Origin of the sequence: Aliidiomarina sp. B3213, assembly GCF_003290085.1 — a bacterium.
Lineage (GTDB): Bacteria > Pseudomonadota > Gammaproteobacteria > Enterobacterales > Alteromonadaceae > Aliidiomarina.
Window position 1 is genome coordinate 688,067 of the sequence record NZ_QMKJ01000002.1, and the last position, 24,989, is coordinate 713,055.

The following is a 24,989-nucleotide window of genomic DNA, read 5'->3' on the forward strand; positions in this document are numbered from 1 at the left end:
TAGAAAGGCAGGAACGTGCTCAAACCCAAGGTAGTTATTCCTCAACAGCTTATTCATGAACAACCCATCGCGCATGGTGAAGAGTTCGGCGTGCTGTGCTGGAACACCCAAAAGCTTACCCAAACGCTAAGGTTTAAGCTTGCTTTGGCGCACGTGTTAGAAAAGTTTCCCAGCCTATTTTTATTACTTCAAGAAGCTAAGCTTAGTTCGAACACTGAGTTACAGTTACCGCATTGGTCTTATGCCGTTGCACCAAACATGCAAACCCGTCGCTCTACTTTTGGTGTACTCACAGCAAGCCAGTGTGCATTTACAGACGCACTACCCAAGCTAAGTAGTAAACGCGAGGGCATGTTTGCTACGCACAAAAGCTACATGCTTTCTTATCACCCTTTAGCGAATGACGAGTCGTTGTTGGTCGTTAATGTTCATGCGATTAACTTCGTACGTGCGAATTTGTTTTTCCGAGAAATCGACCTCATTAAAGACGACCTGTTACACCACGAAGGGCCATTAATTGTGGCTGGCGACTTTAATGTATGGAGCCGTAAGCGGCGCTTGCACTTACTACGGTTTTGTCGCAGTGTCGGCTTGAGGCAAGCCATTATGGTCGACCCCCACCACATCAAAACCTATCGCGAGCACCCATTAGACTTTATTTTCTACCGCGGACTTTCATTACAAGAAACCGCCGCAATTGACACCACAACCGTGTCTGATCACAATCCCATTTATGCTCGGTTTACGTTGTGAAGACCATCATTACTTTTATCGGTCGCCGCAATTATGTATAAAAATCTCTAACGAGGTCCTAATTATCACGCCAATAATTGTCTACCAAAGCTTGACCTTCACAGTTGCTACTGGGCGCTAATCTGTTTGTTACCGTACCCCGACATTCCCAAATTCTTCCGCGGCTTCTATGGTTATATTGATCCCATTTCCATTCAACGTCCATTGGTAAAACTTGTAGGGCGTCAGAAGATGCCATACGGCGACCGCAATTAGTTCCTCCTTTTAATTTACAAAGAGAGCGGCCAAAGTAAATTCTATGATGACACACCACATCATCGGGGGCAGTACCTTCCTCTACGGCGGCCATACAAAAAGCAGATTCAAGTCCCGTTCTACTGCAGTCAAAAACGTACAAATCATTGGCTGCGACACTGCATACGGCTGCTCCAATCTGGGAGGCATTGCAGGACTCATCACCATAAGCACTGCAAATGGCTGCACTAATGGTTGGAATGTTTGAGCAGTCCGATATATCGAGGTCTCGACATGCATAATTAATATGAGCCTGGGAATCATTTATATTCAACGCATCACGACTGTGTTCAACTCCTAGTGAAGCAAGCATATTCCCTAACTTGATTTTTTCGTAGCGAGTTATTTCCGCACTTGCCTCAGTAATAAAACCTGAGACACTCAACATTAATAAGGTAAAAAGTAATTTTCTCATTTAAGAATCCGTTAGTGGTCGCAGATCTTCCACTTCAACAAATAAACATGATGTTCATAAAGTAATTAAGAATTACTTATCTAACGTAGCACCGATACTTCCATATTCCAGAAAATAAAAATACTACAGCAGCATAGCTGCCTACAAATTTCTCAATTATCTTCTACACTTACATTTCACTAAGTTGAACATTCACTTTCAACAAACGGCCAAAAAAGATGACTACAAACCGCGAGAAGCAACCTAGCGAAGCACGGTTCCGTCGGCTGTTTGATGACACAGAAGCTATGTCCATTCAGGGTTATCGCGCCGACGGAACGGTTGTTTATTGGAATAATGCATCGGAAAAAATATATGGCTACACTGCCGAAGAAGCACTCGGCGACAGCCTTTATAATTTAATCATTCCAAGCGAAATGTGCGCTGAAGTGAAACAGGCAGTCGCTTGGATGTTTGAGCATCAAGAGGGTATTCCTCCTGCTCGACTAAACCTTCAACATAAAGACGGAAGTACCGTTCCGGTATATTCAAGTCACACTGTGGTTGCGCTCGAGGGTGATGAACCGATTATGTTCTGTATGGACGCAGATATGCGTGCACTAGACTTAGCTGAGGCAGAAGTACAAAAACTTTCCTATTACGACTCTCTTACGGAATTACCCAATCGCCGCCTGTTACTCGAGCGGTTAGCCAGTATGATGCGGAATACCAACGTCGACGGCTCTGTCGCGGCATTGTTGATTATTGACCTCGACGACTTCCACAGCATAAATGAAAGCTTGGGTTACAGCAGTGGCGATCGTGTGTTGATGCACTGTGCAAAAACACTTAAGCGTTTCTGTTTGGGTCCTGACAACCTTGCTCGTCTTGGCAAAGACGAATTCGTAATGTTGCTGCCCTGTAACACCAGCTCCCATAAAACAGTGGCAGCCGAAGCAGAGTTGCTTGCCGCACAAATATTAAAAGAACTAGAGTCGTCATTAACACTCGACAATAGAGATCACCAATTAAACGCATGTGTGGGTATCACCATTTTCGCTCATCCGGCTCAAACCCCGGGAGATGAACTATTACGCCAGGCAGACATCGCGTTAAAAGCGGCAAAGCGCTCGAATACAAGCACGATCAGCTTCTATGACCAAGACATGGAATCTGAAATTATAGAACGCATGGAACTCGCACGAGCACTAAACTACGCTCTTGCCTATAAAGAGATGAGTATCGCGTTGCAACCCCAGGTTGATAAAGGCCAAAAAATTATAGGGTTCGAAGCATTGCTAAGGTGGCAACACCCTAAATTCGGTACAGTGCCCCCCAACAGCTTCATTCCTATCGCCGAAGCAACAGGAAGTATTATTGACATTGGCACATGGGTTATCGAGCAAGCCTGTGAAATCTTGGCTACATGGAAAACACAAAAATCGCGGGCACATCTAAAAGTTTCAGTGAACGTAAGTCCCGTACAATTCCGCATGGGGTATTTCGCAGACGATGTTCAAAAAATTCTGAAACAAACAGGAGCAGATCCGAAAAACCTACGGCTAGAACTAACAGAGAACATTTTTACCGACGATGTTGGGTTTACCGTGGAGCAAATGAACAGTCTAAGAGAGCTTGGGGTTTCAATTTCCTTAGATGACTTCGGCACAGGCTATGCGTCTCTAGCCTATTTAACTCAGCTTCCACTCGATGAACTGAAGATCGATAGAACCTTCGTTCGTGATTTAGGCAATAACAAGCAGGGTGAACTGCTAACCAAAACTATTATTAACCTTGGCCGCAGCATGAACCTGGAGGTTATAGCAGAGGGTGTTGAAACCGCAGAGCAGTTTAAACACTTGCAAAATATGGGTTGTGAGAACTTTCAGGGTTATCTTTTTGGTAAACCTAAAACTGACTATAGCTTTTATTTCAAATAATGCTCTGAAAATACCTCAGGGGTCATAGGCTTTGCAAACACAAAACCTTGATATTGGTCGCATCCAATTTCTTGCATAAAGGCAAGCTCTTCTTTACTCTCTATGCCCTCAGCGACAACCGACATACCTAAGGATTTTCCTAAGCTCACCATCGCTGTAACTAAACGGGCATCTCTCGTTTTGGACCATGCCTGAATAAAGCTTCGATCTATTTTCAGTTTATCTGCAGGAATGCGGTTTAAATAATTAAGTGAACTATACCCAGTACCAAAGTCGTCTAGCGCCACTTGTACGCCCATTTTTTTAATAGCAGCAATCACTATCTGAGCCTGCTCCCAATCTGCGAGCAAGCTTGTTTCTGTTACCTCCAAAAGAATGGAGTTAGGTTGTAACTCATGCCTCTCTATTAATTTTCTCAGCCTTTCAATAAACCGAGGCGTCTCTATATCTCGCGTAGACAAGTTTATTGACATGACGAAATCGGGAATACGTTTTTGCCAAATTTTAAGTTGAGTTAACGAGCGCTCTAACATTTGATCGGTAAGTAAGGGCACTAAGTTTTTTTCTTCCATAAACGAAATAAACTTGCTTGGCGGTAACATACCTTTTGTTGGGTGGTTCCATCTAGACAACACTTCAGCCCCGACCAAACTGTTTTCATCTACATCGACGATAGGCTGATAAACAGCAGTGAACTCCTGGTTTTCCAAACCTTTTTGTATTTCTTGCGCAAGTGTGAACCTTATTTGTTCTTCGGCTTTCATTGAATCCTCAAACAAAATAATACTCGGCGCTAACTCTTTTTTCGCGCTAGACAAAGCAACTTCAGCTCTTGAAATAATTTCATCGGCGTTTAGGGAATCATCTAGAACTACGGCTCCAATATCTGCCGACAATGGCATAACTGTGTGAGATTGAATCACCCTCTCCTTTGTCACAGTGTGCGCTATATTCTTCAATTGTTCCTGCGCTAGCTCCACAGACGTATAATGAGCTAATAATACGTATAATTCGTCACCTGAATCTCTAAATAAGCTATCGCCGTCGCTTACCTTCTCTGAAATGTCTTGCGTTAACCGCTGCAATAATTCGTCGCCAATATAAGGCCCGTAAATATTGTTGATTGTATGGAAATCACGAATATCTAATTTCGCTAAAACGACAATACCACCGTCATTAGATCCCGAAGATAGGCTAGGAATAAGAGCCATCAAAGAATCTAATTTGGGTAATGCCGTTAGGTGATCAATTTCATACTCCTTTTTATTGGCATGTACATCACTCCGCAATACTTTTCTTCCGCGCTCCACTCTCGGCTTAATCGTCATTAGTAACCGCCAAGGCTCGATAGGTTTATTTATAAACTCATCGCTAGAAAGCCTCGCGCACGCTAGCTCAACATCCGTGTTTCCATAAGAGGACATAAATAGTAAGGGTACAGTAGAAAAGTCTTCATGCTGGTGAATCAATTTACCCAGCTCAATACCACTGCAGTCAGGCATATGTACATCGAGAAGAATTAGATCGGGCAGAACGGTTTCAATAGTTTCCAGAGCTTCGAGGGCACTAGCTGCAACATAGACCTGATAACCTGCTTCTAACAAGGTTTCTCGATACAGCTGCAACAAATCAGTGTCATCATCCACAATTAAAATTCTGTAAGCTGCTAGCGGCGCAATTTCTATTTCTCTACTCAAAATTGATAACAATTTCGGAAGATCTATAGGCTTTCGTAGAAAATAATTACCTCCTGCTTGGACAGCAGAAAGCCTTGTCTTGTAGGTGTCATAAGCAGAAATGAAAATCACTGGTAAAGGATGGCCATTTTTCTCGCGCCAAGAAGAAACCGCTTTTGACCCAGCAAATTGATCGCCATAAAAGTCCATATCAACCAATACAGCCAAAGGCGCTAAAGTATCTACAGTATCGCTTAGCTTATGAATATTTGCTAAATAATGTACTTCATAGCCTTGATCTTGTAATTGTTCTGACAGATAAACTGAAAACTCTGGATCATCATCTATGAGTAACAAATTAACTTTTCTACCTTGCTGATGATATTTATGGGGGGGTGTCGGCAAATAAGGCGCATGGACTTCATCATTACTCAGAATAGTGTTGCACTCAGATATTAAAGACTCTAACGATATTAATATACTGTTTTGCTCTGTGAATGCAGGGCCGATTTCAAGGTTACGTGCCTTAGTTTCAGTCTCTTTCGCTAAAATGGAGAGTTTTGAAAACCCATAAGCTTGCCCAGAACCAGAAAGGCGGTGACAAATCCAGATCAGGTGGTCTAACGAAACTTTCGTTTTTGTGAAATCCTCTTTAAGCACTTCTAGCTCGTTCACATAACCGACTAGTGAGCGCAAATAGTCAGAGCGCAACTCTTCTAGCTTTACAAAAGTAGATTTCTCCATGTTTTACAAAACCTCCATATTTAGGTTTTATCGAAACTATAGTTTAGTTCGCTTTTAAGAATTCATACCAACGGGAATTTCACATAAAACCTTGCGCCTTTCGTATAGCTGTCATCGAGACCAACCTCGCCATTCATTCCTTCTGCCAGTTCCTTACAGAGCGCCAAGCCTAAACCTGTGCCACCTTTTGCTTTACTGTCACTTGCATCTGCTTGCGAAAACCTATCAAAGATTTTGTCCTTATAGTCTTCCAATATTCCTGGACCCTCGTCTAACACTGCGACCTCTAGTTTCGAGTCTTCTGTTGCTATTATCACTCGGACTAATCCATTTTCGGGCGAAAACTTAATAGCATTCGATAACAAGTTCGCCATAAGTTGCTGAAATCTACTCTCATCTACCGAAATACATAAGTTCTCGACTGTATTGCATTCTTCGAGGTTAAGCGTGACACTGTGTTTTTCTGCGTATGTGGAGTGGTCTAATACAGACTTTTCTAGTAACGCCCGCGCCGAGTGTTTTCTCATCTCGAATTGCATTTTACCTGCAACTAGCTTTTCAATATCTAGTAAGTCATTGATCAGCGTTAGAAGCTTAGTGGTATTACTATGTGCTACGTTCAACAACGTTCGTGCTTTCTCCCCCAATTGTGAGGATTCAGAAGCATTCAAAAGTTGAAGCGCTCCATAGATTGAAGTTAATGGTGTTCTTAGTTCGTGACTTACAGTTGCGATAAACTCATCCTTTACTTTTAACAACTGCATTCTTTCTGTTACATCTTGTACTGAGCCAACCATAACTAAGTCGGGGTTTTCAGCCTCTGGTAAAAGTTCTGCAAGCTCATGGACCCAACGAATTTCTCCGTCCTTACGCACTATGCGATGAACGACGTCATGAATACCAGACTCCTTAGCTCGCTCCTCAATGGCTGCGACAAGGTGTTTGTCGTCAGGATGAACAGTACTCTGAAACAATGCAACACTAGGTTTGGTGTCACTCTCTTTGAACCCAAAGATATCGAAAATCATGGGAGACCATTTTAACTCTCCCGTTTTTAAGTTAGCCTCCCAATACCCTATTTTCGCTGTTTTACTTGCAAGGTCTAGCCTGGTTTGAGCAACCTCTAAGTCCTGATTTACTTGTTCTAACTTAAGGTAATGGCGCTTCTGGTCACTAACATCGTGAATATAACCGTGCCACAATACACTCCCGTCTATCATTTTTTCTGGCATGGCGCGTCCAGATAACCATTTTATATCTCCGCCTTCGAGTTTAACTCGGTATTCAATCTCCCATATCGATAAGTTTTGCTGAGAAGTAGCTATGCTTGCTTGAATTTTTGGCAGGTCCTCGTCCAGGATAGTATCGAAAACTGCGCTAGCGTCTTGCCGCACTTGTTCTGGTGAGACACCGTAAATATGCTTAATATTCTTACTCGCATAAGGAAAGCAACTCCGACCATCCGGCCACATTTGAAACTGGTAAACAACTCCAGGGACTTGATCCGTTAACTTAACTAACCGGCGCTCCAATTCTTTTTCTTTAGTTACGTCTAAAACAAATCCATCAATAAATTCTAAGTTACCAGTTTCGTCATATTCACCTATACCGCGTTCTTCCACATGGCGAATCGTTCCATTTCTGTGGAGCGAGCGATAATCAACAACCCAATTTGTTCTCGCTTCCAGTGCATCCTCTATAGTTTTTCTTACACGCTTAAAGTCGTCCGGGTGCACCAGAGAAGCGGGAGACAACGTTTCACTAACCATAAATTCTTCTGGTGAATAACCCGTTAATTCATACACGCTGCCACTCAAGTACTTTAACTTTCGGTTTTCAAGCACTGAATATCTATATGTAACACCGGGAATATTATTGACCAGAGTTTCAAATTGCTCTTTGCTATCCTCCAGCGCCCTCTCAGAGTTCACTTGCTCTGTAATGTCTGCATGCGTGCCGTACATCATTAAGGGTTGGCCATCATTCGTCCAAGTAACGACTTTGCCACGGTCGTGAACCCAAACCCAATGCCCTTTTCTGTGCTTCATTCTGCATTTATAGTCATAAAAAGGCGTTTCACCATTAAAGTGACTTTGTAGCTTTTCCCCTGAAACTTTTAAATCCTCAGGGTGAGCTAAATTCAACCAAGTGTTTATGTCTACTGGGTCTAATTCCTTAAGTGTATAACCCACGATTTCAGCCCAACGCTGATTAAAAACTGTTTCGCCAGTTTGAACATTCCACTCCCAAGTACCTATTCTGGTGCCTTCAAGAACCGAACGGTACCTCAATTCACTCTCTTTTAAGTCTTGGTAAACAGCTTGAAGCAAACGGTCGTCAATAACTTGCTCAACAAGGTCTGCAAACTCTCTTAACGTATCTTTCTCTTCTTGATTTAATGTTTTCACAGCACTGTGTATAAGACACAATGTCCCTATTGGAAAATCATTATGTGTTAATTGTGCTCCTGCATAAAAACGAATATTAGGAGGACCTGTAACCAACGGGTTGTCTGAAAATCGTGGATCTTTGGTTGCATCAGAAACCTCTAAAGTTTCGTGTTGCAAAATGGCATGCCCACAAAAGGAAATGTCCCTCCCGGTTTCACAAGCATCTAAGCCTTGTTTTGACTTAAACCACTGACGGTGCTCGTCAACTAGGGATATCAATACAATGTCAACGTCAAAATAGCGTTGAGCAAGCTTAGTTATTCGGTCAAACTGCGGCTCGGGCTGTGAATCCAATAAATTAGCGCTTCTCAGAGCATCTAACCGGGACTGCTCATTGGCAGGCAATGAAGGTGATTTCATTCCATAACCCTTAATATATACTCGTTTGTGATTTTACAACTTGATTTCTACCGTTGTGTTTAGCTTGGTATAAAGCCTGATCCGCGACTTCTATTAAATCCTCATAGGTCGTTTCAAGCTGCGCACTACAAAGTGTACTTATGTATCCTGCAGATAAAGAGCAGCTGAACACTTCTGTGCCTGACGTAAACTTAATCGCTTCGAATCGTTTCCGGATTTTATTAAGTATTTGTTCCGCATTTTTTTCGCCACAGTCAGGCATAACCAATAAGAACTCTTCACCCCCATAACGCCCGATGGCGTCAGTTTGCCTTAATGTCTGAACTAACAAGGTTGCTAGTGAGGCAATCACCATGTCACCAGTTGCATGCCCATGGGTGTCGTTTACTCTTTTGAAGTGATCAATATCGAGCATACAAACAGTGATTTCGTCCTCTTTGCGTTTTGCTCTTTTGAGATCTCGGACTAAAGCATCTTTTATTGAACTATGCTTTAGTAGTCCCGTTAAACTGTCACGATTAATAAGTTTTTGTAATTGTCTTGCACGGCGAATACGCGACCGCACAGCTAAAGCTAAGGTATTTGAATCAATTGGCTTTGTTAAGAAGTCATCAGCTCCCCTCGACAACGCCGCCGACTGACGCTGCGAATCAATTTCCGAGGAAAGGTACACTATAGGCAAGGAAGCCATTGCGTCGTGTTGTCGAATTACAGAAGCCAGCTCAGTCCCGTTGATCTCGGGCATATATAAGTCAATTAGCACCAAGTCTGGATTATGCTCTTGAATACTCTTTAAGGTATTTTCCGGCTGATTCACTACAAATGCATTTATACCCGCTTCTTGTAAAGCCAATTGATAAAGTTGAGATAACTCCTCGTCGTCATCTATAACAAGCACTTTACCAGGGGAAGCATTAATATCTGTGATGCAGTCTCTAAATAAATTCGCTAATTTCGCGACATCAAAAGGTTTAGGAAGAAAAGTCAATGCGCCGAAGCGAACAGCATGAAGCCTGTTGTCTAACGTATCGGACGACGAGCATATCACCAGCTCCGTCGTTCCTAAAGTTAATCCATATTCTGCAAACAACTCATAGAACGTCCTGTTGTTACCTATATGAACATCCGCAATTAAAAAACCCGGTGACTGAACAAGCCAAGCATTTTTAAAGTCTTCCAAGTTTGAGAACGTTGAAACTTCAAAACCAAAACTTCCTAATTGCTCTCCTAAAAAGGCTGAAAACTCTTGGTCATCGTCCAATATCCATACTTGTGTTAACGTCTCACTTGTCTCTTCAAGCTCTTGCTGCTGGTCTAAAAACGAGTCTTTGTTTTGAGAGGTGAGAGCTATTTCCAATTTTAAAGATTCAAAAATCTTACTTAATTTAGCGAAAGACTCTTCGGATAATACTAATTCTGACGGGTTCTTGTAAGCTTCCGCTAAAACACTCTTAACTAAGTTTTCCCCAGCCTTTGCGTAAACCGAAATACTGTTAAAACCAAAGCTTCCGCCCGAGCCGGAAACTTTATGAAAATAATCTTTAAGTGCATGCAAATGCTCTTCGGTAGACTCATTAGTGGTACCTTGATACCAATAAGAAAAATCCTCTGTGAGTTTCTCAATGTAATACTTCTTTAAAAGCTGCAACTTCTCCGAAGTCTCATTTGCCATTACGCGACTCCTGTATTAAAGCTGTAACTTCTTGCGCTAACGACATTGGGTCAAAGGGCTTAGTAATAACTCCTACAGCTCCAAGCTCAATAAGCTTATCAACTTCTTTTGATGAAGCTTTTGCGGTAATAAAAACCACTGGAGGTAAATTGCTACCATGAATTTGCTTCAACTCATGCAGGGCAGTAGGTCCGTCTTTCTTCGGCATCATCACATCCAAAAGAATTAAATCGGGCTTTATCGTATTTAACTTTTCAATAGCTTCATTGCCGTCGTTACAAATATGGACTTCAAATCCGCCAATATCTTTTAGAGCAATCGTAGCGATCATTTGAATATCAGGATCATCTTCTGCATATACTATTGATAGAGTCTCGCTCATTTATTTTACTCCTTGAAAACCCAAAACACGCCGCAACTTTTCGTCAAGCTCGATACTTAACAAGTCTGTTTTTATCAGTACATCCGCTAACCTTTTGCGAATCGTTTCATTAACATTTTGACCTGACAAAACAACTATAGGTATTCCTCCTTGAGTTGACTCAATGTAAGGAATTAAATCAGCACCGCAACCATCTGGCAGAGCCAAATCTAATAGAATCAAGTCGAACCGATGATTCCGCAACAATATACGTGCGTCTTTGAGAGTAATCGCATTTCTATATTCAAAGGAGCCTTCGAGGATAGTTTCAACAACCACACTCAAGTCTGTGTCATCTTCTACATGTAATATTCGCTTTTTTTCTGTCAAATCAATCAATTGCCGTATAGCCCCACTTAATTGTTCAGGTTCGATAGGCTTTATTAGCCAATCTAACTGAGTACTTTTCAACTGATTAATTTGCTCTGTGTCGACAGACTTACCTGAAAGAATAATAACTTTTGCTTGTGAGTTCCTGCGGCTCGCCCTAATTTCATGCAAGAAATTAAGCCCTTCACCATCAGGCAAAATTAAATCTAAACTAATTACACTAAAACTCAACTCATCGATTTTTGTTCGCGCTTCAGCAATAGAGTGGGCGGTAATTACGTCAAAGCCGTGTCGAATATATATTTCAGAAATAACTTCGCAAGCCTCTAAGTCATCTTCGATAACAAGGGCAAAGTCGGTGCCTACTTTCTGTAGCTCATGATTTATAATCAGGTCTGAACCACTTTTTAGTGGCAAGTCAAAATAGAAACAACTTCCTTGTCCCTTTACGGAAACGAAGCTAATTTTTCCATGCATTGCCTCCAGCAGTTCTTTAGTAATTGCTAGTCCTAACCCAGTTCCAGTCGTCGCATTTTTATCTTTTGTGGCGGCTTGTTGAAACCGTTGAAATATTCTTCCTTTAAATTCTTCGTCTATACCCACACCGTGATCTTTAACCAAGACTCTCACGTGTGACGGATGCTCTACAGCTTCTACTTCAACGACCTGCTCTTCGGGTGAAAACTTCAGTGCATTAGACAATAGATTATTCATCACTTGCTGAAATCTTTCTTCATCTACATTTACAGCACAGCTTTCTTGAACACTCTCGAGGCATAGGGAAATTCTTATATTCTTCTCTGATGCATAAGTGCTGTTGTTTTTTATCGAGCTTTTAAGCAGCTCAGAGAGGTTGTGCTCTTTGAGATTAAAATGAGTGTTTCCAGAAGCTAATTTCTCAAAGTCCAGTAAGTCATTGATTAAGGCTGTTAGGCGCTTGCTATTACTTGCGGCAATTTCAATCATCTTGGAGTTTTTCTCTCCTAACTCCCCAAACTTGCCGGATTTTATAAGTGACAAAGCTCCCGCTATAGAGGTTAGTGGCGTTCTTAATTCATGGCTCACTGTGGAAATAAATTGGGTTTTCATTTCCTCGACATGTTTACGCTCACTAATGTCTTCGACAATGGACCATATCAGTTGATTACCGCTAGAGTCTGTAACTAATATTCCATTTAACAGGACTGGATATCGAGTTCCGTCTTTACGGATGTATTCCTTTTCAAAAGGGCCGTATCGCCCTGTTTGTCGTAATGCCTCCAGCATTTGTTTTTCAGACTCAAAGTACTCTTCTGGCGTTAGATCATAGTAACTTAGCTTCTTAAACTCCTCTGCAGTGTATCCACTAGGTTCAATAAGCTTTTCGTTCCCGTCTAAAAATTGCCCTGTCTCAAAGTCATTCAGAGCAATTCCGACAGGAGAAAACTCAAACAGAGCTCGTAAACGTGACTCTTGTAGTTCAAGCTTTTTTTGAGTATTCAAGTCATCCGTTACATCAACAGCTACACCTAAGTAGCCGATAATTTCGTTGTGGTCATTGCGAACTTCAGAAAGTTTTAAAACAACTCTAATTTCTTGCTTATCTTTTCTAATATAACGCCAATGTCGATATCCAAAATTAGGTGACTTCGCCGCAAACTTAAACACGTCGAAAAGTGACTTGTCCTCTAGAGAGAGTCCGAACTCCTGTGCAACAGCAGTAATTTCGTCGGCGTCGTGAAATAACAACGGTGTTTCTTTCCGGCACACTTCTTCTCTGCTGTAGCCAAGCATCTCTTCTGCACCAGAATTAAACACTTGAATATAGCCATTCGTATCCGTTGCAATCATCGAAACATTTGAAGCAGCTTCCACAAGAGCGCTGTGAGCAAATTTTATGTTTAAGGACGTTTGGTCAGCATTTTTTGTGCTAGGAATACCATTTTCTCCCGACGCATCACGATTCGTCATTGTTTTTATCCTTATCACAATTGGACTGAGTCATTAACAGTCTGGGCCATGTAAGTGAAATATAGGTTCCGCCACCACTACGATGCGCTAGCTTCATCGTTCCGCCCGACAATTTTGTAAACTCGTAGCAGAGCGCCAAACCCATACCAGTTCCGCTTTGCTCTTTCGTGTCGGTATTATCTTCTTGGAAAAAATGAAAGCCTTTAGACTCAATTAGAGCGTCAGGAATTCCCGGTCCCGTATCAGTTATCCATATTTTAAAACTTTCACTCTCATCAATGCCTATAGTCACTTCATCACCACTTGAGCAGAACTTAATGGCATTATCCAATAGATGCTCAATAACTCGATACACATGATCTTTGTCTAGCTTTATCGACACATCTTTTGCTGAGCCTAATTCGGTTCGAAAACGGATATTTAACCTTTCAAATTTCTTTACATACAAGGAGGTCAGCTCCTCAAGTAGAGGCATAATTAACGTTGGCTCAAGATGACAGCGAAGCTGGCCATTAAGTGCTAAATTCAAGTCGATAAGGTCAACAACTAGTCGAGACAGTCGTTTTTGATGGGTTAAAGCGCTTTCTAACAACTCACTACGTTTGCTTTCAGTAATTTGAGGCTGAGCCATAAGAGCGAGCGAGCCTTGCAGTACAGTAATAGGCGTTTTTAGTTCATGACTTACAGATGCTAAAAACGCAGCTTGCAGTCTATTCAGTTCATCTTTCTCTTCTGCCCGTTTTTTGTAACTGTAAAGTAACCACATCACCAGTAGAAGAATAGAAAATAGCAGTGCTGTTGAAGCAACCAAAAAGACCAATATAGTTTGGGTGGGTGCTGGCTCTACCACACTAATTTGCCACTCAGTGCCTGGCAGGCGTAATGTTTGAGAAACATGAATAATCGATTTGTTGTTTTCTATACCCGATGTTTCAAAAAATACGGTTCCGGCTGAATTGGTCAGGTAAACGTCAAAAATAGAATTCTCAGCAAGATAAACATTTAATGCATTATAAATCGAGTCCGCATCAATAATAGTGCTTACTAAACCCCAATAATCACCATTCACATTTATCGCTTCACGATAAGCAAAAGCGCGACCACCCTGTACCAAGGAAATCGGCCCCGTTAATTGGCCTGGTCCGCCCTCCATTAACCTTTGAATTGCAGGCCACTGCGCTGGCAAATCCGCAAACCTCAAGCCTAATGCGGCTTCATTTCCTGCTAGTGGATATATATGTTCTATAACATTGTTGGGCGCTATACCTATATTTTTTGTATGCTCTGTGTAATCAAATAAGTTCTCTAACCACCGGTTGAGTCTCGAGGCTTCGATATCGCCTTCTAAAGATTGTATATAGGTTGTAACACCAACAGATATAAAAATTGGTTCTCTTAACTGCTCAAGAATAAAGCTATTTACATTCGTTGCAGTTTGCTGCATGTCTCTCTCTTGCTTTGTATATAGCCACAGTCGATAAGGCTGCACTATTGCTAAGCCAATAAGAAACGCAACAAGCAATAATGCCAGAACGATCCAACCGTATATCTGCTTGCCCATCAACTAAAACTCCAACTCATAAATTAAAACCTTTATCAAAGTTAAAGTATGGAACAGTTATCTCAATAAGCCACTAAAAATACAGAAAATTTAATTTTAAAAAATCAAAATGAAATAGATTCACCACGCTCACTAAGCACCCTTTGCGAAGTTTCATAACCGGGCAACGTGATTTGAGTAATCACCCTATGGTCTGGAAATTCATTCCAAACTTCGTGCACTTCGATATCATCAATATCAGTCGCATTACACTGAGCTTGAGCCTCAATCACTATATAGCTTTGGTTGGCATGAGTAGTCGCCGACCATGGTGAAGATTCCGCAAGTTTGAGATCGCAGTTGCTATTGTTCACGACAACAACGCGCTGAATAAAACTCTCGATGTCCTCAAGGTGGTTATTCAATAAAGTTGCATCAATTGGTTTTCCTTCTAACCATGATGGATTCAGAGCCGCTAAATCATGAAAAGAAACTTGGTATTTAACTACACCTTGCTCCTGAACAGTCAAAAACGAAGTGCTAAATGAATGCCCGTAGCCTCTCGAAATGAAAGCGAGGAAGACACTCATAATAGTAAGTAGCATGAATTTTTTCATAGTTAACCTCCAAAGTCGGACGATTGTGAGCCCAAATTCCTAGCGTCCATGAGTAGTATTTCATCGAGCGGCTCTTTGGCTACTGAATAGTTGATATTTGCCCACCTAAAAGCCATTTCTGGTTGTGGTTTAACGTAAGTGTAGTAATAAGCAATATCTGCACTATGGAGACGATCGCCTCGAATTTCCCTGATTTGAATTCGCTCCTGTGCATAATCACTCCAGCACGTTTCGTTGCTACCCTGCTGCGCTCGGGCAAGACGAATCGCGATTGCATCAACTTCTTGCGCTTCACAACTAGGTATTAATTCCTGCGGTACAGATGATGATTCATCGAATAAATAGCTATCGAGTAGAAGTTTTCGCTCAACAATGCTTAAGGGTTGAGGTAATTGCGCTAGCCACTGTCGTGTTTCTGAATACAGCTCAAGTAACAAAGCTTGCTCAGCTAAAATTTGTAATCTCCAATGACGAATATGACTGTCGGCGGATGAATTACTTCGCTGTTGCAATTGTTTTAACTGGTTATACGCTTGTTGTGGATAATCTCCTCTTCCCTCTACCTCAAGCAAACAAGTTAAAACCACACCTAATGCATGATCACCGAATAACTCAGAGCAAGTTGTTCGTGCTTCCTCTTCTAAACCTTGCGCAAGGGCAATACGAGCAAGCATTAAAGAAGCGCGCAAATGACTTGAGTCAAGTTCCAAGACTTGGAGTAAAAGCACACGAGCATCGTTGAAATTATGCTGGTATTGGTACAGATCAGCACTGGCTAATAGCCAAGGGATATTTTCGGATGCATCAGGGTGTTCAGACGCAGTAGATTGCACTTCTTTCGCCCGCTGCAATAAATCGTGGCTATCAGAGCGTCGAATAAAGTTTAAATAGACCTCTACCAATGGTGACGCTAAGACCAAGCTGTCAGTCTGCTGCTGGTACTGCAGCTCCAGCTCAGCTATCTCCGAAGGTACTGTGGCAACCTCCGGCTGCCACAGTATTTCTTCTTCGGAAAATGCTTGAGTGCTTACCAACAACCCGGCAAGCACCAATACGCCTCTCCAGTTCATCCGCCCTCACCCTCTGCAATGAGATCATCAAAAGCAGTAGTGTCGGTCACATCATCATTAAAGATGCGACCGTTTAAAGGCAAAGGGTCAGCATCTTCCCCTTGCGAAAACACCTCACGAATGTAAAAACTCGCAGCAACATGCTCTGCTTCAACGACAATAGACACGATTCCCTCGTCAGAGAAAACGCCGTCTGAAACCGAATAAGTAAACTCAACAATGCCGACGAATTCTGCTGGTGGCATAAAGCTAAATGTACCATCCGAATTTACATTTAAGTCTCCCACGTCACTTTCTTGCTCAACTTGAAAGCTCAATGTGTCGCCGTTAACGTCGTAGCCAATAAGTTTGTCATTTAGCGCTCTATCCACGGTTAACGTATACAAACTATCTCGCGCCGCGGGTGGGAAATTCTTCTCACTGTCTTCGTAACAGCCCGTTAAAGCCAAGGCTGTTGCAAGAATCAGAACTGTATATATATGTTTCATGATATTGCCTCCTCGTCGTTACGTTATTCGCTTGAAGAACCCGGAACTGGAGTTTGTAGGTATGGAAATCCGTCATCCACGTAGCTAGCGTTAATTGGCGCACCATCCGTGAACGGAACATTTCCCACCGGCGCATCACTCGGGCTACAGAACCCTAAGTTTGTTGGTTCACCATTCACAGGAATGTCATGGCATAAAGCTCCCATCACTACGCGCAAAGCAATATCAACTACATCATCACCTGGACGTCTCCCGTTTGGAAAACCAGCTAAGTCATCTCCTGCCACACCAAATGCTGACTGCTCGGCGGCAGGCGTTGCAGGGATAGCTGTATTCAAGCGCAGCATTTCTGAAGGCGTAACCATAGCCTGCTGATTAACACCAGCAAAACCGGTCAGGAACGCGGCAACAAGATCTGTACGGGGATAATTGGATGGTGCCAAGCTAGCGAAATCGGTACCCAAGGTCGCGTTTACAGGGTCTTTGAAGAGCAAATCAAGGATTACAGGAAGAGTAGGGTGGGTAACATAGTCTGCGAACTGACCATCTTCACTCGGCGAAGCTGAAGAAAAAGTATCTTTGTCATCAATGCCTATCACTAGCTCGTTCACAAGTGGCGAACCTAATCTAGACACTTGCACCAAAGCTCCACCATTTACTTCTGGCGTGTCGATAGTTGCATTAGGGTTTTGTAATCTCGCCTGAGGTACTTGTGCGGTAGTCCAACTACCCACAACACCATTACCATCACCTGTCACACAGTCTTTTGGAAGCTCTAAAGCGATAGTGTTGACATTCTTATTTCTTAAATCGTCGTTTGCATCACTTTGCTCAATGCCGCCTGGAAAAGCGCTAGACTCGATAGGTACGTAATTCACTAAGTCAAAAGTTTCACCTAAATTAACCACAAACGGGTCTTTTCGCTGCCCAACAAAAACTCTTCCCGGCATCGAGCAATTAGGGACCTGGATTTCATAAACATATTGATTGGCGTAATCTTCATAAGACTGAGCGCTGCCAAAAGTTTTCTCTCCCACAAATGCGATAGGCTTTGTGAATTCTTGTTCCCCGGAAGCTCCTGTCACTTGAGTAGACATGCCCGTTCTTTGTGGTCCTTCAACTAGCTCAATAGAGTACATCTCATTAAAATTGAGAGCGCTTTGGTCACTTGCTGAAATACCGCCCACAAATTTAAGCGGAACACTCACATTTCTCTGCATACCCTCAGGCCCTACGGGTAACATCACCCCGCCATTTGGCAACGAGTTATTGAAACGAAACTCAAAAGTTAGATCTTCCTGCGCATCACCATCACTATCAAAATGAATAGCGTAAACAGCAGCCGGATCCATCGCGAAATAGTTGGGACCACCATAGGCGTCTTGCAAAGGAATATAATTTGCTATCGCCGTAACATAGTCGCCCCGCCCTGACTCATAGCTGTTGAATAAATAGAAGTCAGTCGAGTCTAGTGTCGGAAATCGAGTAATGTTCGGAGCTTCTCTATGGCTAGAAGCTACGGCTGTTGCAGATACGATACCTGCAGCGAAAAGTGCTATTGCTATTGGTGTTTTTGAATAAGATTTAGTCATAATACCCTCTCGTTGTTACGTTTCTCACTCACTATCCGAACGAGAGGGTATTTTGGATTCAAAAAAGTTTAATTTTTTTATATTTGAACAATATCAGTAAGATAAAGTACTGGCCCAGAAGGTAAACCGGTTGTTGAACCTCCAGCAGGCTCTAGGCTTACTGCTAATCCTCCGATTTCAGCCAAGCTAAACCCTGGAGGTGCCGTAAGCACTATTCGATCTTCACTTTCAGGTAGCAATCCCAGCGAGATCGGGTTTGAGCCATCCTTAGGTAACATCCACAATTCGTAGTCCTTGTCGCTATAACCTTCAATCGAAGGTTGTGGACTCACTTCTATAGAATTATTCGAAACATTAAGTACCCATAAAGTTTGTTTGTCATCATTTTGAATGACTGCAAACTTTTGATTAGGTTCATCTACGATGTGGTTGGTCTGCCCTATCAACAAAACTGTCAAAACGATTGCAGCTACACTTCCAAACGCTCCTAACCAATGCCACAGGTCAAATTTCTTTTTAACGTTACTAAACAGCCTTCCGTGAATGTTGTTCCAACTCTTTTTCGGCGGAGAAACAGGTTGAAGTCGTTCGGTCAAATCATGCAATTGACCTTCCCAATAAACCACCTGTTGGCTAATTTTCGAGTCTCTTTGCATTAAAGAAACAAATTTTACACGCGCTTGCCCCCTCATGAGGCCGATAACATAACGACGAGCGAGTTGATCTGTAAGTTCTAGATTATGGTAATTCATGGCTGCAGACACCTCTTCAGACTATCTAGCCCACGTCGAATCCAAGTTTTAATCGAACCAAGAGCCTCTCCTAAGTGTTGACTTATTTCTTGGTGAGTTAAACCAAACAAATATGCGAGGTGAATAGATTGTCGTTGAGAATCTTTCAATTCTCCAAGGCAGGTGTCGAGTCGCGGAGTGTCAGGCTCTACATCATTGATTACGTCGACTGTACTCTGACTCATTAATTGTTCGATATCAGCCACTGATATCGCTTGGTTATCAGTAACACGCAAGACATCTATTGCACGATACCTAGCCATACTTGTTACCCAAGACATTACAGAGCCTTGGTCCTCTCGATATTGAGATGCCGAATGCCAAACCTTCACATAAGTGTCTTGAAGTACATCTTCTGCAAGCTCGCGGTCGCGCAGTATTGCTAGACAAACACTAAAAAGCTTGGATGAGGTTTGAGCGTAGAATCTTTTGAAAGCCACCCTATCGCCAAGAGCAATCAGGTGAAGTTCTTTAGAGAAGTTTGGCGTAGCCATAAAGACTGTCCTTTCATTTTATTCAGGGAGCTTCGTTTGGATATCCATTTTTTTAGAATTATTTCTACACTGCTGAATGAATATTCTTTAGCAATTAGGCTTACGCATTTCTTTAGATTTAAGTTCACTATGAGTGAATTAACAAGGGCACAGAATTATGAGGTGCGCGCACAAAAGTGCGCGTTGATTGAGCTTCCAAGCTTTAAATGTAACTTGTATTTATTTCTTACGATGGTTTCGATTATTAGAGTTCGATGGTTTCCTAGGAGGCCTCGGAGCTTTTTTAGGCGGTGGTGTTTTACCGGTTAGTTCAACTGGCGCAAAACCCTCAAGCTGGCGGCGTTCAATAGGTTCACCTGTCAGTTTTTCAATCGCTTTTAACGTTTTGAATTCTTCGTCCATCACCAATGAAATAGCATGCCCTACTTGCCCGGCTCTACCTGTGCGCCCAATACGGTGAACATAGTCTTCCGCCACTTGCGGTAAGTCATAGTTAATGACGTATGGGAGTTTATCGATATCTATACCGCGTGCAGCAATATCGGTCGCAACCAGCACCTGTACCTTTCCAGACTTAAATTCGGCTAACGCTTTTGTTCTTGCACCTTGGCTTTTGTTGCCATGAATAGCCGCTGCTAAAAAGCCGTCTGCGTGAAGCTGTTTCACTAACCTATTGGCGCCGTGTTTGGTGCGAGAAAATACAATCACTTGAGGCAACTTCAGGTTACGAAGTATTTGCATTAACATCCGCGACTTTTTGCTTTTTTCAGCAGCATAAAGAACCTGCTCAATACGTTCAGCAGTAGCATTTGCGGGCGCCACCGATATTTCCACAGGATTATTCACCAAACTTTTCGCAAGTTTGCGAATATCATTCGAGAAAGTCGCCGAAAACATTAATGTTTGTCGCTTTGCAGGTAACAGTTTAATAATTTTCTTGATGTCGTGAATAAAGCCCATGTCGAGCATGCGGTCAGCTTCGTCCAACACCAATATTTCTAATTTAGGAAAACGAACGGCGTTTTGCTGGTAAAGGTCGAGCAAGCGTCCAGGTGTGGCGACAAGAATGTCGACGCCTTTGCGGAGCTTCATCATCTGTGGGTTAATTTTCACGCCACCGAAAACCACAGCAGATTTTAATGGCAAGCCAGCACCATAAGTTGCAACACTCTCGCCTACTTGCGCAGCTAGCTCCCGTGTCGGCGTTAAAATAAGTACACGAGCGGTATTCGGTTTAGCGCGCTCTCCGTCCTTCAGCTTTTCTAATATAGGTAACGTAAACCCTGCTGTTTTACCGGTTCCAGTTTGAGCAGCGGCCATAACGTCACTGCCTGCAAGTACTGAGGGGATTGCTTGTGCTTGGATTGGCGTAGGCTCGGTATAGCCTTGTTGGTCTAGAGCGGTAAGAATTTCAGGGCAAAGCTTAAGATCGGAAAATGTCATGTATAGATATGCAACTCGATAAAGGTATGAAGTTACATTCTACTTGAGAGCGGCGTTAATTCGTAGGATAAACCATCAAATTCACGATTATTTCTGTTAAACTTGCGCCCGTTTGGCGACATGCCTTTTATTTCCCCTTTTTAATTGAGTACCCATTCGTGATTTCAGCTGCAAATATCACCATGCAATTTGGTGCAAAACCACTATTCGAAAATATATCCGTTAAGTTTGGCCAAGGAAATCGCTACGGCTTAATCGGCGCAAATGGGTGCGGCAAATCTACCTTCATGCGAATTTTAAGTGGTGAGCAAGAGCCTTCAAGCGGCAACGTTTCCATACCGCCTGACTTACGTGTCGGTAAGTTACGCCAAGACCACTTCGCATATGAAGCTTTTTCTGTAGTGGATACCGTTATTATGGGTCACGAAACCCTGTGGGCGGTTAAGGAAGAGAGAGATCAAATTTACGCTAGGGAAATGACCGAGGAAGACGGCATGCGTGTTGGCGACCTTGAAATCGAGTTCGGAGAACTCGATGGTTACACGGCAGAACCAAGAGCCCAGGAACTTCTTTCAGGTTTGGGCATTCCTCTTGAGCAGCATTTTGAGCCCATGTCCTCTCTTGCGCCCGGCTTGAAGATTCGAGTACTGCTTGCACAAGTGTTGTTCTCCGATCCTGACATTATGCTTCTTGATGAGCCGACCAATAACCTCGACATCAACACCATTCGTTGGTTAGAGAATATTCTTGCGGAGCGTCAAAGCACCATGATTATCATTTCGCACGACCGTCATTTCCTTAATAGTGTCTGTACTCACATGGCTGACATTGATTATGGCGAGCTTCGTTTATACCCAGGCAACTACGACGACTACATGTTTGCCGCAACACAAGCGCGGGAGCAATTATTACAAGACAACGCGAAGAAGAAGGACAAAATTGCAGAACTTCAGAGCTTTGTGAGTCGTTTTTCTGCGAATGCTTCAAAAGCCAAACAGGCAACTTCTCGGGCACGCCAAATTGAAAAAATTCAATTGGCAGAAGTGAAAGCTTCTAGCCGTATGAGTCCATATATTCGCTTTGAGAATGAGAAAAAACTGTACCGCTTAGCGCTTGAAGTTGAGAACTTAAGTAAATCTTTCGAGGACAACCAAGTCCTCAAGCAACTTTCTACCCATATCGAAGTGGGTGAGAAAGTCGCGATTCTTGGTAGCAATGGTATCGGTAAAACTACACTGATAAAGACCTTAGTTGGCGATTACACACCAACAGATGGAAGTTATAAGTGGTCGGAAAACGCTAATATAGGCTACTGCCCACAAGATCACGCAGACATGTTTGCACAAAACCAAAACGTATTTGAGTGGATGAGCCAGTGGATGCAGCCTCACCACGACGAGCAGAATGTCCGTGGGGTTTTGGGTCGTATGCTATTTTCACAAGACGACATCAAAAAGCCTGTGAAAATTCTTTCGGGTGGTGAAAAAGGTCGCATGATTTTCGGCAAGCTCATGCTACAAAGTCCGAATATTTTGGTTATGGATGAGCCAACCAACCATTTAGACATGGAGTCGATTGAAGCGCTTAACTTAGCTTTAGAAAACTACAAAGGAACGTTGCTCTTTGTGAGTCACGACCGTGAATTCGTTTCGTCACTTGCCAACCGTATTATTGAAATTACCGACCAAGGATTTCGCGATTTTGCAGGCAGTTACGACGACTATTTGCGCCAGCAAGAAAAATAATAAGCCAAATCTTTAGAGCAATAAGACACCCTAAATAAAATACCGCATCCCATAAGAGATGCGGTATTTGTTGTTTGCTCCAAGGACCTACTCTTGGACCAGCCTCATATCGAGTCGAATCATGATTTCCACATTGTCGGCCGGAACATATCGCCATTGCTCAACAGCTTTAATAACTTCTCGCTCAAAGACACCTTCAGGCTCAGAATCAACGACTGTGATATTTTGTGGACGACCCTCATTATCCACAGTTAATTGCAAAGACACGTAACCCTCAAGACGCCGTCGAGCCGCCTCAACTGGAAAGCGTGGAGCCACTCGCACCAGTGGCTGAGTTTGCTCAGGTGTTGTTGCCAAGGTTCTATGGGTATCCACTGACTCGCTGTTACTCACCGAATTATCTGATGCAGCACACCCCGCAAGTAAACCCGCGGCAGCCATAATTAAAATAAACTTTCTTGTCATAATGCTTTCCTTATCGATTCATAAACAGGAACCGGTTATCTCCGTGAATTAGTTATTAGAACCCATATTAAATTCCAATTTCACAGTCGCTTCAACATTGTCTTGTGGCATATAGCGCCATTTCGACAAAGCACGCATAGCTTCACGTTCAAAAACACCTTCAGGCACCGACTCTATTACCGTAAGGTTTTCAGTTTGCCCGTTTTGATTAATCGTAAAGCGAACTCTTACATGACCCTCAACACCATTTCGAGCTGCCGCTGCTGGATACATAGGGCTAACACGAACAAGAGGAGTAGGCGCTTCTTCAGACTCTGCCGAGGCCGTCGGAATATTCCAGGCCAATGCGCACGCAGCAATCATTGCCGCGCTCACTACAACAACAACTTGGTTTCCTTTCGAGCGGTTTTGTAACTGGTTAAAGCGTTGTTTTAACATCGTTTTATTTCCTTTTGGGTTGCCATAATGCGTACTACATGGGCTTACCGAAAACACTGAATTCTTAGACCACGCATTAGATTTACTGGATGAATGTTCCGCGGTCGCCTTTAAAAGGGTCTGCGCATATTTTTTAGTTGTTACTGAACTAGGTTCAGCATTGTATTTTGCGAGCACGTCCGCATCGCATGCTAGCTCTTGGTCTACCCGAAATCGTCTATAGGCAGCCCACATTAACGGGTTAAACCATTGCACGCTGAATAATAGCCAAGCAACTAAGTTGGCTCGAGTATCGCCACGGCGCCAGTGCATAATTTCATGAGTAAGAATGAACCTGCGTTCTTGGCTGTTGTAAATGCTTGCGAAATTATCGGGAAGAAGAAGATTTGGTTTAAAGAGCCCAAATGTAGACGGCGCAACACCTTTATATTGGTACTGAAAGCGCCCTGAACACTTAGCATTCCGTTTCATAAAGTAATGCAGCTTTATTAAATCGTACACTCCAAGCGCTGCAATCATTAACACTCCAACGCCCCATACAATTAGCATTGCAGTGTAATTTAAGTTTTCAGCTCCCACTGGTCTGCTCGCCTGAATTGCTGTTTGTAGCTCTGCTATTACTTTTATGGGTTCCATTTCAGCGCCAGAGATATGCGCTGCAAGTTCAGCTACGGAAGGCGCTAAACCGAGTACTACGAGCGAAAGCGGAATTAATACCCATAATTGGTAGGTTGCTCTAGCACCCAAATGCTTCAATGACCAAGAGTTAGTAATAAGAAGTAGTAAAGACACAGCTGAAACAAAAAGCGTGCTCGCCACGCCAAAATTAATCAGGCTTTCCATCTTGCTTCTCCTCCCAAGCGTCAATAAGTTGCTTCAAACTTTCAATATCTTCAGCGTCTAAATTACGCTGTTCAGCAAAGCCTGAAACCAACCCTGAAATCTTCCCTGAAAAAACTCGATCTACCAGCGAAGTACTCATTTGCTTCTGATAATCTTGCTCCGCAATTAATGGGAAATAACTATACGACCTCCCCTCCTTCTCAAAGCTAACAGCGCCTTTTTTCACAAGCCTATTCAAAAGTGTTTTCACCGTTTTTTCATGCCACGCTTCCACTTCCTGAACTTGCGCAACCACTTCTGCAGAACGTATTGGCGAGCTTTTCCATAGCACCTTTAGAATCGTTAACTCAGCATTAGATATATCGTTTGCTTTGGTCATCAGAGTCCTCGCACAGTTATGATTACAATCGTAATCCGAACCTCAAGACTACATTTGTAATCTAATTATGGCAAGTCAATCAAGACAAGATGGAGAGCAT

General features: G+C 42.7%; 20 protein-coding genes. 3 read left to right on the forward strand and 17 right to left on the reverse strand.

Annotated features, from left to right (window positions below; translation table 11 throughout):
* Positions 1-15 precede the first annotated feature (15 nt).
* Positions 16-753 (forward strand): endonuclease/exonuclease/phosphatase family protein, encoded by a 738-nt coding sequence (locus DQX04_RS08490; RefSeq protein WP_111915455.1) that lies wholly within the window; start codon positions 16-18, stop codon positions 751-753.
* A 58-nt stretch (positions 754-811) separates the two neighbouring features.
* On the opposite strand, the gene DQX04_RS08495 is transcribed toward DQX04_RS08490, so the two are convergent.
* Positions 812-1,462 carry a hypothetical protein gene (locus tag DQX04_RS08495; RefSeq protein WP_111915456.1) on the reverse strand — a complete coding sequence of 217 codons (651 nt, stop codon included), beginning with the start codon at positions 1,460-1,462 and terminating at the stop codon, positions 812-814.
* 218 nt (positions 1,463-1,680) lie between these two features.
* Between DQX04_RS08495 and DQX04_RS08500 the strand changes: the two genes are divergently transcribed.
* The gene (locus DQX04_RS08500; protein ID WP_111915457.1) at positions 1,681-3,381 is read left to right on the forward strand and encodes a bifunctional diguanylate cyclase/phosphodiesterase; all 1,701 of its coding nucleotides are present in this window, start codon (positions 1,681-1,683) and stop codon (positions 3,379-3,381) included.
* On the opposite strand, the gene DQX04_RS08505 is transcribed toward DQX04_RS08500, so the two are convergent.
* From DQX04_RS08505 to DQX04_RS08565, 13 genes are all read right to left on the reverse strand, one after another.
* The gene (locus DQX04_RS08505; RefSeq protein WP_111915458.1) at positions 3,369-5,801 is read right to left on the reverse strand and encodes an EAL domain-containing protein; all 2,433 of its coding nucleotides are present in this window, start codon (positions 5,799-5,801) and stop codon (positions 3,369-3,371) included. The genes DQX04_RS08500 and DQX04_RS08505 overlap by 13 nt on opposite strands.
* 62 nt (positions 5,802-5,863) lie before the next feature.
* A complete protein-coding gene (locus tag DQX04_RS08510; RefSeq protein ID WP_111915459.1) occupies positions 5,864-8,611 on the reverse strand; it encodes a PAS domain-containing protein in 2,748 nt (915 codons plus the stop codon).
* 10 nt (positions 8,612-8,621) lie between these two features.
* The gene (locus tag DQX04_RS08515; RefSeq protein ID WP_111915460.1) at positions 8,622-10,283 is read right to left on the reverse strand and encodes a diguanylate cyclase; all 1,662 of its coding nucleotides are present in this window, start codon (positions 10,281-10,283) and stop codon (positions 8,622-8,624) included.
* The gene (locus tag DQX04_RS08520; protein WP_111915461.1) at positions 10,273-10,665 is read right to left on the reverse strand and encodes a response regulator; all 393 of its coding nucleotides are present in this window, start codon (positions 10,663-10,665) and stop codon (positions 10,273-10,275) included. Before DQX04_RS08520 ends, DQX04_RS08515 begins: the two co-directional genes overlap by 11 nt.
* Positions 10,666-12,984, reverse strand: coding sequence for a PAS domain S-box protein (locus tag DQX04_RS08525; protein ID WP_111915462.1), 2,319 nt, complete (start codon positions 12,982-12,984; stop codon positions 10,666-10,668). It abuts the gene before it with no gap.
* The gene (locus DQX04_RS08530; protein ID WP_111915463.1) at positions 12,971-14,545 is read right to left on the reverse strand and encodes an ATP-binding protein; all 1,575 of its coding nucleotides are present in this window, start codon (positions 14,543-14,545) and stop codon (positions 12,971-12,973) included. The genes DQX04_RS08525 and DQX04_RS08530 overlap by 14 nt, the downstream gene beginning before the upstream one ends.
* Before the next feature lie 104 nt (positions 14,546-14,649).
* Complete coding sequence (locus DQX04_RS08535; RefSeq protein ID WP_111915464.1) at positions 14,650-15,141, reverse strand: hypothetical protein; 492 nt, start codon at positions 15,139-15,141, stop codon at positions 14,650-14,652.
* A gap of 2 nt (positions 15,142-15,143) precedes the next feature.
* Positions 15,144-16,211: a tetratricopeptide repeat protein gene (locus DQX04_RS08540; RefSeq protein WP_111915465.1), complete on the reverse strand. Its 1,068-nt coding sequence runs from the start codon at positions 16,209-16,211 to the stop codon at positions 15,144-15,146.
* Positions 16,208-16,699: an Ig-like domain-containing protein gene (locus DQX04_RS08545; RefSeq protein ID WP_111915466.1), complete on the reverse strand. Its 492-nt coding sequence runs from the start codon at positions 16,697-16,699 to the stop codon at positions 16,208-16,210. Before DQX04_RS08545 ends, DQX04_RS08540 begins: the two co-directional genes overlap by 4 nt.
* 23 nt (positions 16,700-16,722) lie before the next feature.
* On the reverse strand, positions 16,723-18,291 hold the full coding sequence (locus tag DQX04_RS08550) for a DUF4331 domain-containing protein (protein ID WP_111915467.1): 1,569 nt from the start codon (positions 18,289-18,291) through the stop codon (positions 16,723-16,725).
* Positions 18,292-18,368: 77 nt separating this feature from the next.
* A complete protein-coding gene (locus tag DQX04_RS08555) occupies positions 18,369-19,043 on the reverse strand; it encodes an anti-sigma factor domain-containing protein (protein WP_111915468.1) in 675 nt (224 codons plus the stop codon).
* Positions 19,040-19,576, reverse strand: coding sequence for a sigma-70 family RNA polymerase sigma factor (locus DQX04_RS08560; RefSeq protein WP_111915469.1), 537 nt, complete (start codon positions 19,574-19,576; stop codon positions 19,040-19,042). Before DQX04_RS08560 ends, DQX04_RS08555 begins: the two co-directional genes overlap by 4 nt.
* A 219-nt stretch (positions 19,577-19,795) precedes the next feature.
* Positions 19,796-21,019 carry a DEAD/DEAH box helicase gene (locus tag DQX04_RS08565; protein WP_111915470.1) on the reverse strand — a complete coding sequence of 408 codons (1,224 nt, stop codon included), beginning with the start codon at positions 21,017-21,019 and terminating at the stop codon, positions 19,796-19,798.
* Between the two features lie 158 nt (positions 21,020-21,177).
* Between DQX04_RS08565 and DQX04_RS08570 the strand changes: the two genes are divergently transcribed.
* On the forward strand, positions 21,178-22,764 hold the full coding sequence (locus DQX04_RS08570; protein ID WP_111915471.1) for an ABC-F family ATPase: 1,587 nt from the start codon (positions 21,178-21,180) through the stop codon (positions 22,762-22,764).
* An 87-nt stretch (positions 22,765-22,851) separates the two neighbouring features.
* Here the strand turns inward: DQX04_RS08570 and DQX04_RS08575 are convergent, their stop codons facing one another.
* From DQX04_RS08575 to DQX04_RS08585, 3 genes are read right to left on the reverse strand one after another with little or no spacing between them, the layout of a single operon-like run.
* The gene (locus DQX04_RS08575; protein WP_111915472.1) at positions 22,852-23,229 is read right to left on the reverse strand and encodes an energy transducer TonB; all 378 of its coding nucleotides are present in this window, start codon (positions 23,227-23,229) and stop codon (positions 22,852-22,854) included.
* Between the two features lie 48 nt (positions 23,230-23,277).
* Entirely contained in the window at positions 23,278-24,510 is a 1,233-nt protein-coding gene (locus DQX04_RS08580; RefSeq protein WP_111915473.1) for a TonB family protein, read from the reverse strand.
* On the reverse strand, positions 24,494-24,889 hold the full coding sequence (locus DQX04_RS08585; protein WP_111915474.1) for a BlaI/MecI/CopY family transcriptional regulator: 396 nt from the start codon (positions 24,887-24,889) through the stop codon (positions 24,494-24,496). Before DQX04_RS08585 ends, DQX04_RS08580 begins: the two co-directional genes overlap by 17 nt.
* Positions 24,890-24,989: the final 100 nt, after the last annotated feature.

Excerpts from the sequence above, each read along its gene's own strand:
- DQX04_RS08560 (WP_111915469.1), bottom strand. The coding sequence starts at position 19,576 with ATGGCTACGCCAAACTTCTCTAAAGAACTTCACCTGATTGCTCTTGGC.
- DQX04_RS08520 (WP_111915461.1), bottom strand. The coding sequence starts at position 10,665 with ATGAGCGAGACTCTATCAATAGTATATGCAGAAGATGATCCTGATATT.
- DQX04_RS08555 (WP_111915468.1), bottom strand. The coding sequence starts at position 19,043 with ATGAATTACCATAATCTAGAACTTACAGATCAACTCGCTCGTCGTTAT.
- DQX04_RS08495 (WP_111915456.1), bottom strand. The coding sequence starts at position 1,462 with ATGAGAAAATTACTTTTTACCTTATTAATGTTGAGTGTCTCAGGTTTT.
- DQX04_RS08530 (WP_111915463.1), bottom strand. The coding sequence starts at position 14,545 with ATGGGCAAGCAGATATACGGTTGGATCGTTCTGGCATTATTGCTTGTT.
- DQX04_RS08500 (WP_111915457.1), top strand. The coding sequence starts at position 1,681 with ATGACTACAAACCGCGAGAAGCAACCTAGCGAAGCACGGTTCCGTCGG.
- DQX04_RS08585 (WP_111915474.1), bottom strand. The coding sequence starts at position 24,889 with ATGACCAAAGCAAACGATATATCTAATGCTGAGTTAACGATTCTAAAG.
- DQX04_RS08505 (WP_111915458.1), bottom strand. The coding sequence starts at position 5,801 with ATGGAGAAATCTACTTTTGTAAAGCTAGAAGAGTTGCGCTCTGACTAT.
- DQX04_RS08535 (WP_111915464.1), bottom strand. The coding sequence starts at position 15,141 with ATGAAAAAATTCATGCTACTTACTATTATGAGTGTCTTCCTCGCTTTC.
- DQX04_RS08540 (WP_111915465.1), bottom strand. The coding sequence starts at position 16,211 with ATGAACTGGAGAGGCGTATTGGTGCTTGCCGGGTTGTTGGTAAGCACT.
- DQX04_RS08515 (WP_111915460.1), bottom strand. The coding sequence starts at position 10,283 with ATGGCAAATGAGACTTCGGAGAAGTTGCAGCTTTTAAAGAAGTATTAC.
- DQX04_RS08525 (WP_111915462.1), bottom strand. The coding sequence starts at position 12,984 with ATGACGAATCGTGATGCGTCGGGAGAAAATGGTATTCCTAGCACAAAA.
- DQX04_RS08565 (WP_111915470.1), bottom strand. The coding sequence starts at position 21,019 with ATGACATTTTCCGATCTTAAGCTTTGCCCTGAAATTCTTACCGCTCTA.
- DQX04_RS08545 (WP_111915466.1), bottom strand. The coding sequence starts at position 16,699 with ATGAAACATATATATACAGTTCTGATTCTTGCAACAGCCTTGGCTTTA.
- DQX04_RS08580 (WP_111915473.1), bottom strand. The coding sequence starts at position 24,510 with ATGGAAAGCCTGATTAATTTTGGCGTGGCGAGCACGCTTTTTGTTTCA.
- DQX04_RS08550 (WP_111915467.1), bottom strand. The coding sequence starts at position 18,291 with ATGACTAAATCTTATTCAAAAACACCAATAGCAATAGCACTTTTCGCT.
- DQX04_RS08575 (WP_111915472.1), bottom strand. The coding sequence starts at position 23,229 with ATGACAAGAAAGTTTATTTTAATTATGGCTGCCGCGGGTTTACTTGCG.
- DQX04_RS08510 (WP_111915459.1), bottom strand. The coding sequence starts at position 8,611 with ATGAAATCACCTTCATTGCCTGCCAATGAGCAGTCCCGGTTAGATGCT.